Raw genomic sequence first — 12,574 nt, 5'->3', positions numbered from 1 at the left:
TGCCCCCGGTGCGACTCGAACGCACACTGGACGGATTTTGAGTCCGCTGCCTCTGCCGATTGGGCTACGGGGGCGTAACGGGGTGAACTCTAGCGGATCTCCCCAGCGAGTTTCTCGCGGGACCCCTACGACTTGACGAGGCGGCCGATGGCCGCCGAGGCCTCTGCCAGCTTCTCCTCGGCCACGGGGCCCCCTTCGGCGGCGGCCTGGGCCACACAATGCTTCAGGTGCTCGTCGAGCAACCCCAGCGAGACCGCCTGCAGGGCCTTGGTGGCCGCGCTGATCTGGGTGAGGACGTCGATGCAGTATTCGTCGTTCTCGACCATGCGCTGGAGGCCGCGGATCTGTCCCTCGATGCGGCGCAGTCGCTTGAGGTATGCGTCCTTGTCCGCGGTGTACCCGTGCATCGGCTCCTGACCTTCCCTACCCCTGGCGGGTATGCCGAGGATACCCGCGCGGATGGGGGCGCGTTATGCGTGACGCTGCTCCGTCAGCGGGAATGCCGAAGCGTCCAGCAAGCCCAGCAACGGACCGAAGTGAGACGACTAGCAGCTCATTTTGGACCCATAACACCCGTGTGGTTTACCGGGTAAATGACCCGACCGGGCGGTTGGGTCACATTTTAGCGGCGAAAGGTTCGCCGTTTTTCCTCGTGTGGACTATGGTGTTGCCGGAGCACGTGGTTACGTCGAGGATCCGCGTGCTATGTGAGTACCCAACGGAGGAACAGTGGCACAGCAGACCGTCGTCCAACTCATCGACGACCTCGACGGCGGAGAAGCCGACGAGACCGTGACCTTCGCACTTGACGGTGTCGAGTACGCCATCGACCTGTCGAAGGGAAATGCGGAGCGGCTTCGCGAGTCGCTGGCGGACTTCGTCGCCAAGGCCCGTCGTGCGGGTGGCCGCAAGCAGCGCAAGGGCACCGGCAAGTCCACGGTGAAGGCAACCGACAAGGCTGAGGCGCAGCGCATTCGTGACTGGGCTCGCGCGCAGGGGCACCAGATCTCGGACCGCGGTCGCATTCCGCAGAACCTGGTTGTGCAGTTCCAGGAAGCTCACGCCTCCTGACCTGCGCGAACAAGCGAGGTTTCCACACGTCGGCCGGGTCGCCGGCCGACGTGTTAACCCAATGGGACCACTACTTCCCGGTTCGTTCACACCATCCCCGGAACGCGGGATCAACGGCCGGGAAAGTCCGCTCCGAACAGGCGTGACACCGCAGTCGCCTTGACCGCTGTCTCCTCGAATTCCTCGTCGGCGTCCGAGAGCGAGATGACCGCTCCGCCGACCCCGAAACTGACCCGGTCGCCGTTCGCGACCAGCGTTCGGATGACGATGCTGAAGTCCGCCGCGCCGTTGAGCGAGAAGTAACCGAGCGCTCCCGAGTACACCCCGCGTGGACCGGCTTCCACCCCGTCGAGGATCTGCATGGTCCGGATCTTCGGTGCACCGGTCATCGAACCACCGGGAAACGCGGCTCGAACACATCGCACAGCAGAACTGTCCGGCCGAAGTCGTGCCCGCACGGTGCTCACCAATTGGTGCACGGTCGCATAGGTCTCGACGTCGAACAACCGCGTCACCTCGACCGAACCGACTTGTGCGCAGGTGCCGAGATCGTTGCGGACGAGGTCCACGATCATCAGGTTCTCCGCCCGGTCCTTGACCGAACGCGCCAGCGTTGTGCGCAACATCTCGTCCTCGGCCTCATCGGCGCCGCGGGGTCGTGTTCCCTTGATCGGCGACGACTCCACGAGTCCGTCCCGGCCGACCCGGATAAATCGTTCGGGTGACGTGCTGAGCACGGACAGGTCACCGAAACGCAGCAACGCCCCGAACGGAACGGGATTCGCGGCTCGAAGCAGCCGATAAGTGTCCCACGGGTCGAGCGCGGCACGCCACGACATCATGTTCGTCAAGCACGCCTCGTACGTCTCCCCCGCCGTGATCGCTTCCTGGCACGCGCCGATCAGCTTCAGGTAGTGCGCGCGCGGATGTCGCAACGTCACACCGCTGGCGACCGGCCGGGAAGGAGTGGCCAAAGGCGTCGGATCCGCCAGAACGGCCGAAACGTCGTCGAACCAGGAGTCGTCGCTCAACGACAGCAAATAGACGCATTCATCGTCGTGGTCGATGACCACCGCGCGGTCCGCGAACACGAACGACGCGTCGGGCTGTTCCGCGCGATGGGCGAAGTCACCACCGCACTCGGCCTTCAGCTCGTAGCCGAGATACCCGACCCATCCCAGTGCGAAGTCGAACGGCACGTCGGGCTGTTCCACGCCCCACGACTCGAGATCCTCGTCCAGCCACGAGAAGAAGGACGGGCACGGCAAACGGACGCCATCGAGTGTGAGTACCTGGTCTGGCACGGAATACTGCGCAACGCGCGCAAGAGGCCCGGAAGCGTCTCCCATGAACGAGAACCGCCCGCCGGAGCCGCTGTCCAGCCAGAACGCGGTCTCAGAGGGCCCGTGCAGGGCCGCGAACGCTTCTTCGGCGTTCACGGCCGCGGCGAGCTTCCGCACGTGCACAGGACGCTTGTGGGGCTCCGGGCGAACCAGCACGGGTTCGGGTACCGCGGCCGTCCGCGTGGGGGTCAGCGCGCCGAAGTTCGCGAGCATCTCGCGCCCGAAACCGGTGCAGATCGACTCGGGGTGGAACTGCACGCCCCACGCGGGCCGGTCCAGAGCGCGCACACCCATCAGCACCGAGTCGTCGCTCCACGCGATGGCCTCCAGGGAAGGAGGCAGGTCGGTGACCGCCAGCGAGTGGTACCGCACGACGTCCAACGGCGACGGCAGCCCGGCGAACACGTCGACGCCCGTGTGGTCGACCGGGGAGACGATGCCGTGGCGCGGCACGGGTGCGGGGCCGACGACGGCGCCGTACGACAGGCACAGCCCCTGATGGCCCAGGCACACGCCCAGCAACGGGATCTCGGCGTGGTCGATCACCGCGCGGCAGAGGCCGAAGTCGGCGGGGTTCCCCGGCCGGCCGGGGCCCGGTGAGATCACCACGTTGTCGAACGACCGCAGCGAGGCGAGCCGGAAGCGCGGGTCGTCGTTGTGGACGACCACGGGCTCGGTTCCGTTGACCTCGGCCAGGTGCTGGAAGAGGTTGAACGTGAACGAGTCGTAGTTGTCGATGAGCAGAGTCCGCATCGCGGACGGCACCCTACCTGGCAAAACACCCGGGTGGAGCAAGGAGAGAGGGCGGTCACGGAGGTGACCGCCCTCGTCGTGCGGGACGAGCTCAGCCGCCGACCCTGAACCGCGGGTCGGTCGCCAGCTCGGCCAGCTGCTGCTCGGTGAAGACCGGCCCGCCGAGCGCCGGGTACCCACCGCCCGCGTACGCGTCGTCCTGGGCGATGGTCACGGTCGAGCCGTCCTGCGCGCGGTAGCTCGCCCACTTGTCGAACTGGCCGCGGCCGCTGGGGTTGCTCTGCACGACGCCGACCCGGAGGCCCTTGACGTCGTGGATCCGGCACGGCCCGCCCATGTGCCAGAAGTCCTCGGCCAGCTCGCACGGGTCTTGGGGCAGCTCCGGGTCCGGCGTGGACACCTGGACGAGCAGCCAGCCCACCCCGCCGTCCTTGCGCACCGGCGTCTGGGCCAGGTACTGCCACACCTCCGGGGTCTGACCGCGGTCGGACGACACCTGTCCCTGGGCCCGTTGCATGTTGCCCACGTAAGAGGGGTCCTGGTACGGCAGCTGCGGCGCCTCGTACCCGGCGGGCACCACGCTCTTCAGCTCGTCGAGCAGCTTGGCCGCCCGATCCGCCTGCGGTCCGTTGGTGGCGGTGCGGTCGGTCTGGCCGACCGGCCACTTCAGGCCCCACACCGACGAGGGCAGCACGTTGCCGGCCCCCGTCATGATCTGCCGGCCCAGTTTCGGGTTCATCGCGAACGCCGACCCGATGCCGAGCCCGACGACGAGCACCGCGACGGCGGCCCCGACCAGCGACGACCGCCGCCTGGCCCGGACCTCGCGCGCCGCGTCGAGCGCGGTGCCCGGATCCATCGGGGGCGGCGGGCTGCTCGCCACCACCACGTCCTGGAAAGCCCTCTTGAGGTCCTGTTCGTTCATCGAACCCTCTCCTGCTGTGAGAGCAGGCCGCGCAGCGTCTGCAGCCCCCGCGCGGCCTGGCTCTTGACTGTTCCTTCCGAACACTTGAGGACGGTGGCCGTCTGCTCGACGGACATGTCCTCCCAGTACCGCAGGACGAGGCACGCGCGCTGCTTCGGAGGCACCTTCGCCAGCGCCTCCAGCAGCACCATCCGTTCCTCGGGGTGGCCCCCTGGCGGAGCGACCGAGTCGGCGACGTCGGCGGTCGCCGACTCGAACCGGAACCACCCGCGCCGCCGCTCGGACAGGAACGTCCGCACCAGGACCTGCCTGGTGTAGGCGTCCAGCGCCTCGTGCCGCTGGATCCTGCGCCAGGCCAGGTACAGCTTGGTGAAGGCCTGCTGCACGAGGTCCTCCGCGCGATGCCAGTCACCGCACAGCAGGTACGCCGTGCCGCGCATGACGTCGGAACGGGCCGCGAAGTACTCCTGGAACGCGGCGTCCCGATCACTCATCAGGTCTCCCCCTTCTGCGGTGCCGGGTTAGTCACGCCACGAGGGGCCTGGCGGGTTGCACGCTCTTTTCGAAACGCATACTGGTGTCGTGATTTTCCTTTTGCTCCTCGGCGTCCCGGTCGCGTTGGGCCACCTGTACCTGTGGCGGCGGCTGGTCGTGGACACGACGCGGCCGCGCTCGCTCGGGCGCCGCGTCGGCACAGTGGCGATCATCGGCGCGTTCCTGCTGCTGATGAGCGCGCTGGTCGTCTCGCGCAGTGTCTCGCCGGAGCAGGCCAAGTTCGTCGCCTGGCCGGGGTTCGTGTGGCTCGCCGTGCTGTTCTACCTGGCGATCGCGCTCGGCGTCGCGGAGATCCCGCGACGGATCCTGCTCCGCCGCGCGACGACGGCGCCCGTGCCCGTCGGCGCGGGTCCCGGCCCCGCCGAGGCCGCCGAGGTCGTGCCGGACCCGTCGCGCCGGCTGTTCATCGCGCGGTCGGTCGCGATCGGCTCCGGCATCGCGGCGGGCGGCGTGGTCGGTTACGGCATGACGCAGGCGCTGGGCGACCCGAGGCTGCTGACCGTGCCGGTGACCCTGGACAAGCTCCGGACGTCGTTGTCGGGCTTCCGGATCGCGGTCGTGAGCGACATCCACCTCGGCCCGCTGCTCGGTCGTTCGCACACCGAGCGGATCGTGCGGATGATCAACGAGCAGGAGGCCGACCTCGTCGCGATCGTCGGCGACCTGGTGGACGGCACGGTCGCCGAGCTGGGCGAGGCCGCGGCGCCGTTGCGTGACCTGGTGTCCAAGCACGGCAGCTTCTTCGTGACGGGCAACCACGAGTACTTCTCCGGGCACGAGCAGTGGATCGCGGAGCTGGACAGGCTCGGCGTGAACCCGTTGCGCAACGAGGGGTTGACGGTCGCCGGCGGCATCGAGCTCGTCGGCGTGAACGACGTCACCGGCAAGTCCTACGACGACGCCCCGGACTTCGACCGCGCTTTCACCGGGCGGAACCGGGACAACCCGGTCGTCCTGCTGGCGCACCAGCCCGTGCAGGTGAGCGACGCGTCTTCACACGGCGTCGACCTCCAGTTGTCCGGTCATACACACGGTGGACAGATGGTGCCGTTCAACTTCGTCGTGCCGGTGCAGCAACCCAGTGTCGCGGGGCTGTCGAAGGTGGACGACACGTGGCTGTACGTCAGTCGTGGCGCGGGTTTCTGGGGTCCTCCCGTGCGCGTGGGAGCGCCCCCGGACATCACGATGATCGAGCTGCGTTCTGCTGGCTAAATCACACTCGGCCCTGCGGGATTGCGCACTTTCGGTGTCCAGGCCGTAGAGTGGATGGCCGTGCCCGCGTACGGAACGCGAGGCGGATGAAGGGGGACTCCTGGGGAAATGACCGAGAGCTTCGCCGTTGATCGGCGCAACGAGGCAGAGGCTCGTATTCGGCGTTTCCTGGACCAGGAGAACCCGTCGACACCGTGTCTGGTGATCGACCTCGAGACGATTCGCGAGCGCTACCAGGCGATTCGCGCCGCCATGCCGTCCGTCGACATCTTCTACGCCGTCAAGTCGAACCCCGAGTCCGACGTGGTCGGCACGCTGGTCGCCGAGGGTGCGCACTTCGACGTGGCATCGCCCGCGGAGATCGACCTGTGCCTGACACGCGGTGCCGAGCCGTCGTCGATCTCCTACAGCAACCCCATCAAGAAGGCCGCCGACATCGCGTACGCCCACTCGCGCGGCGTGCGGATGTTCGTGTCCGACAGCGAGCAGGACGTCCGGTTCGTCGCCGAGCACGCGCCCGGTTCGTCCGTGCTGGTGCGGATTCTCGTACACGGCAGGGGTTCCACGTACCCGTTCGGCAACAAGTTCGGTTGCGATCCGGAGATGGCGACGGATCTCTTGCGGCTGGCGCACGAGTTGGGACTCGTTCCTCTTGGCGTCGCGTTCCACGCGGGCTCGCAACAGCTGTCCGTGGAGGGCTGGGACTCCGGCATCGCCGACGCCGCCCTGATCGCGGCGAAGCTGCGCGCGGAGGGCATCGAGACGACGACGGTCAACCTCGGCGGCGGGCTTCCCACCGTGTACCAGGCATCCACGCCTTCGCTCGAGGACTTCTCCTCCGCCATCGAGGCTTCGATCGCGCGCCACTTCGGCGCCGTGCGCCCTCGGGTGATGATCGAGCCCGGCCGTGCGATCTCCGCGGAGGCCGGGATGATCCGCTCGTCCGTCGTGCTCGTGTCACGGAAGTCCTATTCGGACGAACGCCGCTGGGTCTACATCGACATCGGCCGCTACCAGGGACTCGCCGAGACCGAGGGCGAGGCGATCGCGTACAGGCTGCGGACCTCGCGCGACGGCGGTGAGACGGGCCCGATCGTGCTGGCCGGTCCGACGTGCGACGCGGACGACGTCATCTACCAGCACACCCGCTACGACCTGCCGCTCGACCTGCGTGCGGGCGACCACGTGGACATCCTCCACGCCGGCGCCTACACCTCCTCCTATTCGTCCGTGTGCTTCAACGGCTTCCCGCCGTTGGCCACGTACTGCATCTGAGTCGTCGCAATTCACATAGTTTGGAGTGATTGATGTCCGAAGCGCCCTGTCAGACCGAGGACACCGTCGGTTTGTTCGCGGGACAGCACGTACTTGCAGAGCTTTCGGGCGTAAGTGCCGATCTGCTCGACGACGAGCAGTTCCTCAAGCACGCCCTCGGTGAGGTTCTCACGCAGGCCAACGCGACTGTGCTGGAGGTGATCTCCAAGAAGTTCGATCCCCAAGGAGTCACCGTGCTGGCCCTGCTGTCGGAGTCCCATGCGTCGATCCACACCTACCCCGAAGTGGGTTCGGTGTTCGTCGACGTGTTCACCTGCGGTACTCGTGCGAAACCCGCGCTGGCCGTTCAGCTACTCGCTGACGCTCTGGGCGCCGCTCACGTGAGCACGGACCTCGTCACCCGTGGCATCAAGGAGCACGCCGCGTGAACACCATCAACGAGCCGCTCGCCGAGGGCATGACCCGCCACTGGCGCGTGGACGAGGTGCTGGTCGACACCAAGACCGACTTCCAGCACCTGGTGATCGCCCGCACGGCCCAGGGCGTGTCGCTGTTCTGCGACGACGACCGCCAGTCGACGGAGTTCAGCCAGCTGACCTACCACGAGGCCCTGATGGTGCCGGCGCTGCTGCTGGCCGACACCGTCGAGCGCGTGCTGGTCATCGGCTCCTCCGAGGGTGTCGTGTGCCAGATGGCCGTTCAGCACGGTGCGTCGGTCGTCGACCACATCGACATCGACGAGCAGGCCGTGAAGCTGTGCGCGGAGCACCTGCCGTACGGCTACACGCTCGAGGAACTGGCCGCCGCCGAGAAGGGTGACGGTCCTATCCGCGTGCAGTACATCGACGGGTTCGAGTACATCCGCACGACGTCGGAGAAGTACGACATCGTGCTGGTGGACCTGCCCGACGAGCGCGAGGAGGAGGCGCAGCACAACCGCCTGTACGGCGCCGACTTCCTGCGCATGTGCAAGGCGCTGCTGCGTCCCGGCGGCGTCGTCGTGAACCAGTCCGGCTGCCAGACCATGTGGCGCAACACCACGCTGATCCGCTCCTGGCAGCGGTTCAACGAGGTGTTCGACACGGTCGCCTACTACGGCTCCGACGAGCACGAGTGGGCGTACCTGTTCGGCCGCGCGGACGTCGTCGAGGACCCGACGGCGCTCATGGTCGAGCGGTTGGAGACGGCCGGCTACCAGCCGGAGTCGATCGACGACCTGGCGCTGGTGGGCAACAGCATTCCGCCCTACCGGGTGCGGCAGTCACTGGCCTGAGTCGGGTTTCTCGCTGAAAGGGGCGTCTTCCTGCGGGGAGGCGCCCCTTTCGCCGTCCATGGTGGACAACGGTCATCTCCGCAGCTCCGCGAGCATCAGGTTCGAGTCGTTGCCCGCCAGGTTGGCGCCGTTGGTGATGTAAGCACGGTTTCCACGCACCACAACGGCCGTCGTCCCCTGCATGCCGTCGTCGGCGTCCAACAGGGTCTCCCGGGTACCGTCCGCGCCTACTCGCACGAGCTCACCGGCCTGGTTGACCGCGGCGAGGATCTCGGTGCCGCGACCGGTGAAGTCGAAGTCGTCGACGCCCTCGAGCCCCGTGGCCCTGACCTCGGCACGACCGGGGCGGCCCCGGTCGATCGGGATGCGGACGATGGTGCCGCGATCGGAGTTGCTCGCCCACACGGCGCCGTCGTGGATCTTCATGCCGTTGACGCCGAAGAAGCCGACGGGGGCCAGGGCGGGGTCCGCCGACCACACGGAGGCCTCGCCGCCGTGCAGCGGCGCCTGCCAGATGCGTCCGCCGGTGGAGTCGGTGACCAGGAAACGGTCGCCGTCGACGACCAGCGCGTTCGGGAAGGTGTCTGCGGGCAGCGGCACGACGAGCCGGGGCTCACCGGAGCGGTGAACCTGCCAGATCCCGGTCAGCCCACCCTGCCCGGAGGGGTAGAGGAAGTACACGGCGCCCGTGGCCGAGCGGGCGACCCCGGTGACGACAGGAATCCCGACCTCCGGGGTGGTGCCCCCGCCACCCGGCGGTAGCGGCATGGTGACGAGCACCTGGACGGACCCGTCCCGGGTGACCCGCACCACCTGGCGGGCCGGGATCATGCCGACGACCACGCTGCCGCCGGGTTCCAGGGCGATGCTCTCGGCCGCCTGGCCCGCGGCCCGGTCGAAGTGGGCGAGAACGCGCACGTTCCCCAGGCGCGTGCCGTGGTGGTGCGACGGAGCGGCCGAGGCCGCGGGGGTCGTGGTGAGCATGGCGACGAGGCCGAACGTGGCGGCGTACCGCCACAGCCCGGCCGTTCGGCGGAGGGGCATGGTTCTTCTCCTGAACTAACCGGCGAAGGACTCCTGGCCGAGCACGGCCAAGAGCTCCAGCTGTGAGACCGCGGCGCTGCCCGGCGCGGGTGAGTACACGATCAGGCGCTGGTCCTGCCGGGCCGTCGCCAGGACGTCGAAGTCGAGCTCGACGAGCCCGAGCGCGGGGTGCAGGAAGCGTTTGCGGTCGCTGCGGCGGACCGCGACGTCGTGTTGTGCCCACAGCTCGGCGAACTCGGCGCTTTCCGCGCGCAACGCCTCGACCAGCTCGCTCGCCGCGGTCGGCCGGGCCGACATGGTCGCCCGCAGGTCGTCCACCAGAGCCCGGCTCTCGTGCTCGTGGTCCTCGGCGGGATGACGTCCGCGCATCGCCGGATCGGTGAACCACCGGTAGGTGCAGCTGCGGGCGAGGCCGCGCGAACGGGCCGGCTCCCCCAGCAGCGCGTCCGCCATCGGGTTCTGGACGAGCACGACGTTCAGGTCGGTGGCGATCAACGCGGGCAGGCCCCGCACGCCGTCCAGCAGCCTGAGGAGACCGCGGCTGACGTGCTCGTCACCACCGACGCAGGGCGGGGCAAGGTGACCGGCGAGGCGGAACAGGTGGTCGCGCTCGTCGGCGGTCAGCCGCAGTGCGCGAGCCAGCGCCGTGAGGACCGGGACCGACGGCCGCGGTCCACGGCCCTGCTCGATCCTGGCGTAGTAGTCCGGTGACATCCCGGCGAGCTGGGCGAGCTCGAAGCGGCGGAGCCCCGGCGTCCGGCGCCGCCCTCCTGCCGGGACACCGACGTCCCCCGGCTGGAGCAGCGCGCCGACGCCGGAGGAAGCCCGCCAGATCGTTCCGTTCCACGCGCTCAGCATGATCCGGACCCGGCGGGACAACCAGGACCCGCCGATACCACCCTCCGTCAGCCGAGCGACTGCTTCAGGAAGTCGACCTGCAGCAGGAGCAGGTTCTCGGCGACCTGCTCCTGCGGGGTCATGTGCGTGACGCCCGAGAGCGGCAGCACGGTGTGCGGGCGGCCGGCGGCGAGCAGCGCGCTGGACAGGCGCAGGGAGTGCGCGGCCACCACGTTGTCGTCGGCGAGGCCGTGGATGATCATCAGCGGGCGGGAGAGCTTGTCCGCGTCGGCGATGAGGGAGTTCGAGTCGTAGACCTCGGGCTTCTCGGCGGGGTCGCCCAGGTAGCGCTCGGTGTAGTGGGTGTCGTAGAGGCGCCAGTCGGTGACCGGGGCGCCCGCGATGCTCGCGTGGAAGACGTCCGGGCGGCGCAGGACGGCCAGCGCCGCCAGGTAGCCGCCGTAGGACCAGCCGCGGATCGCGACCCTCGTGAGGTCGAGGTCCGGCTCGACGGCCGCGGCCGCGTGCAGGGCGTCGACCTGGTCCTCCAGCGTGGCGCCGGCGAAGTCGAACGCGATCGCGCGCTCCCACGCCAGACCGCGGCCAGGGGTGCCCCGGCCGTCGGCGACGAGGACCGCGAAGCCCTGGTCGGCCAGCCACTGCGAGGTCAGGTAGATGTTCTGCGCCGACATGACCCGCTGGGCGTGCGGACCGCCGTACGGGTCCATCAGCACCGGGAGCTTCGTGCCCGGCACGTGGCCGGACGGCAGCAGCAGCGCGGCGCGGATGGAGCGCTCGCCCAGCGTCAGCAGGCGCGGGGACGCCTTGATCACCGGCGTGTCCGCGTACGACTCGATCACGTGGTCTCCGACGGTGACCTTCGTGCCGAACCCGTCCACAGTGGCCGAAAGCAGCACAAGCGTTCCACCGCCGCGAGCGGCGGAGTTCACACCGTCCTCAGTGGACATCCTTTCGGGCGTGGCGCCGACCGAGTAGACGTGCGTCTGGGTCGGGTCCTCTTCCGACGCGCTGATCAGGATCGAGTCGTCGGCGATGTCGAGCACCCTGCGCACCTGCAGGCCGCTGGTGAGCACGTCGTCGCCGACCTTCAGCGCGTACTCGTCGCCCTCGCCCACGATCCGCACGAGGCGCCCGTCCGGCGTCCACGCCGGTGCCCCGTCGGTGACCTCCAGCCACGTCGGGTCGGTCTCGACGGCGAGCTCGGTGACCGCGCCGGTCTCGGGGGACAGCGAGTAGATCGTCCGGGTGCGCTGGTCGCGGGTCTGCGTCGTGATGAGCGGAGCGCCGCCGGACGACCAGTGCACGTCGTTGAGGTAGTCGAACTCCACCAGCACCGGCACGAAGGTGCCGTCCAGCGACACCACGTGCAGCGACACGGTGGCGTTGGGCGTGCCCGCCGACGGGTAGGCGATCTCGGTGGCCGCCGTGCCGGGGTTGGCCGGGTCGGCGATGTACCAGCGCTGCACCTCGGCGTTGTTCACGCGCGCGGCGATGAGGCGCTGGCCGCCCGGCTCCCACCAGTAGCCGCGGTAGCGCGACATCTCCTCGGCCGCGATGAACTCGGCGAGGCCGAACGTCACGTCCTCACCGTCCGGCTCGGCGACGGCGTAGTCCTCGCCCGAGTCGAGCTCGACCACCCGCAACGTGCCGCGGGCGACGTAGGCCACCCGCTCGCCCGTCGGGTCGACGCGCGGGTCGATGACCCCGCCCTCGGTCGGCAGCTCGCGCACGGCACCGTTCACCAGGTCGGCCACGAACAGCCGCCCGGACAGCGCGAACGACGCCACGCTCGCGTCCGCCGACAGCGCGTACCCGACGAGGCCCGCGCCGGACTCGCGCGTGCGCTCACGGCGCGCCTTCTCCTCGGGAGGCAGGTCCTCCGAGTCGGTCAGCAGCGCCGCCGGGTCGGCGAGCAGCCTTTCGACGCCGGTGGACGTGTTCAGCTCCCACAGCCCGTTCGCACGGCTCGTGGCCGTGGCCGGGCGCAGGAAGAAGACACGGGCCCCGTCCGCCGACACCGAGAAGGTCCTCGGTGCGCCGACGGTGAACCGCTGGGTGCGCGCGTGCTGGCGCGGGAAGGAGATGTCGTTGCCCACCTGCCAACACTAACCCGCGCACGCCGACGGCACGGACGCCGTGACGTGCGCTTCCTGACACGCCACAGCCCCGCTGAGGGCTTGCGGACCGCCCGCTTGGGGCCTGGGGCAGACCCAGGAGACTGCGAGCCCGAGCAGGCGCTACAGGAGCCGATCAGGTGAGGCGCCG

General features: G+C 69.1%; 12 protein-coding genes and 1 tRNA gene. 5 read left to right on the top strand and 8 right to left on the bottom strand.

Annotation, left to right across the window (positions count from 1 at the left end):
• Both VM306_RS20975 and VM306_RS20970 read right to left on the bottom strand, forming a co-directional pair.
• Window positions 1-74: transfer RNA gene (locus VM306_RS20975), tRNA-Leu, on the bottom strand.
• Between the two features lie 51 nt (window positions 75-125).
• Complete coding sequence (locus VM306_RS20970; protein WP_030466675.1) at window positions 126-407, bottom strand: metal-sensitive transcriptional regulator; 282 nt, start codon at window positions 405-407, stop codon at window positions 126-128.
• A gap of 322 nt (window positions 408-729) precedes the next feature.
• Here VM306_RS20970 and VM306_RS20965 point away from each other — a divergent pair, with 322 nt between their 5' ends.
• The gene (locus tag VM306_RS20965; protein WP_053737894.1) at window positions 730-1,071 is read left to right on the top strand and encodes a histone-like nucleoid-structuring protein Lsr2; all 342 of its coding nucleotides are present in this window, start codon (window positions 730-732) and stop codon (window positions 1,069-1,071) included.
• Between the two features lie 110 nt (window positions 1,072-1,181).
• Here VM306_RS20965 and pabB read toward each other — a convergent pair whose 3' ends face one another.
• The 3 genes from pabB to VM306_RS20950 all read right to left on the bottom strand — a co-directional run bounded on the left by pabB (window position 1,182) and on the right by VM306_RS20950 (window position 4,586).
• Entirely contained in the window at window positions 1,182-3,167 is a 1,986-nt protein-coding gene (pabB, locus tag VM306_RS20960) for an aminodeoxychorismate synthase component I (protein WP_325517597.1), read from the bottom strand.
• Between the two features lie 91 nt (window positions 3,168-3,258).
• A complete protein-coding gene (locus VM306_RS20955; protein ID WP_325517595.1) occupies window positions 3,259-4,092 on the bottom strand; it encodes a hypothetical protein in 834 nt (277 codons plus the stop codon).
• On the bottom strand, window positions 4,089-4,586 hold the full coding sequence (locus VM306_RS20950; protein WP_325517593.1) for a SigE family RNA polymerase sigma factor: 498 nt from the start codon (window positions 4,584-4,586) through the stop codon (window positions 4,089-4,091). Before VM306_RS20950 ends, VM306_RS20955 begins: the two co-directional genes overlap by 4 nt.
• Before the next feature lie 88 nt (window positions 4,587-4,674).
• On the opposite strand from VM306_RS20950, the gene VM306_RS20945 reads away from it, so the two are divergent.
• The 4 genes from VM306_RS20945 (at window position 4,675) to VM306_RS20930 (ending at window position 8,407) form a co-directional block, all read left to right on the top strand.
• Window positions 4,675-5,859, top strand: a complete 1,185-nt coding sequence (locus VM306_RS20945; RefSeq protein WP_325517591.1) for a metallophosphoesterase — start codon at window positions 4,675-4,677, stop codon at window positions 5,857-5,859.
• Between the two features lie 108 nt (window positions 5,860-5,967).
• The gene (locus VM306_RS20940; RefSeq protein ID WP_325517589.1) at window positions 5,968-7,134 is read left to right on the top strand and encodes a type III PLP-dependent enzyme; all 1,167 of its coding nucleotides are present in this window, start codon (window positions 5,968-5,970) and stop codon (window positions 7,132-7,134) included.
• 32 nt (window positions 7,135-7,166) lie between these two features.
• Complete coding sequence (gene speD, locus VM306_RS20935; RefSeq protein ID WP_325517587.1) at window positions 7,167-7,562, top strand: adenosylmethionine decarboxylase; 396 nt, start codon at window positions 7,167-7,169, stop codon at window positions 7,560-7,562.
• Between the two features lie 29 nt (window positions 7,563-7,591).
• A complete protein-coding gene (locus tag VM306_RS20930) occupies window positions 7,592-8,407 on the top strand; it encodes a spermidine synthase (RefSeq protein WP_325517601.1) in 816 nt (271 codons plus the stop codon).
• A gap of 72 nt (window positions 8,408-8,479) precedes the next feature.
• On the opposite strand, the gene VM306_RS20925 is transcribed toward VM306_RS20930, so the two are convergent.
• From VM306_RS20925 to VM306_RS20915, 3 genes are read right to left on the bottom strand one after another with little or no spacing between them, the layout of a single operon-like run.
• The gene (locus tag VM306_RS20925) at window positions 8,480-9,451 is read right to left on the bottom strand and encodes a hypothetical protein (RefSeq protein ID WP_325517585.1); all 972 of its coding nucleotides are present in this window, start codon (window positions 9,449-9,451) and stop codon (window positions 8,480-8,482) included.
• Window positions 9,452-9,466: 15 nt separating this feature from the next.
• The gene (locus VM306_RS20920; RefSeq protein ID WP_325517583.1) at window positions 9,467-10,309 is read right to left on the bottom strand and encodes a helix-turn-helix transcriptional regulator; all 843 of its coding nucleotides are present in this window, start codon (window positions 10,307-10,309) and stop codon (window positions 9,467-9,469) included.
• Between the two features lie 47 nt (window positions 10,310-10,356).
• Window positions 10,357-12,405 carry a S9 family peptidase gene (locus VM306_RS20915; RefSeq protein ID WP_325517581.1) on the bottom strand — a complete coding sequence of 683 codons (2,049 nt, stop codon included), beginning with the start codon at window positions 12,403-12,405 and terminating at the stop codon, window positions 10,357-10,359.
• Between the last annotated feature and the right edge of the window lie 169 nt (window positions 12,406-12,574).

The organism is Lentzea sp. (genome assembly GCF_035525475.1).
GTDB lineage: Bacteria > Actinomycetota > Actinomycetes > Mycobacteriales > Pseudonocardiaceae > Lentzea.
The sequence above is the reverse complement of the archived record's forward strand: the minus strand, read 5'-3'. Positions and strand labels throughout refer to the sequence as shown.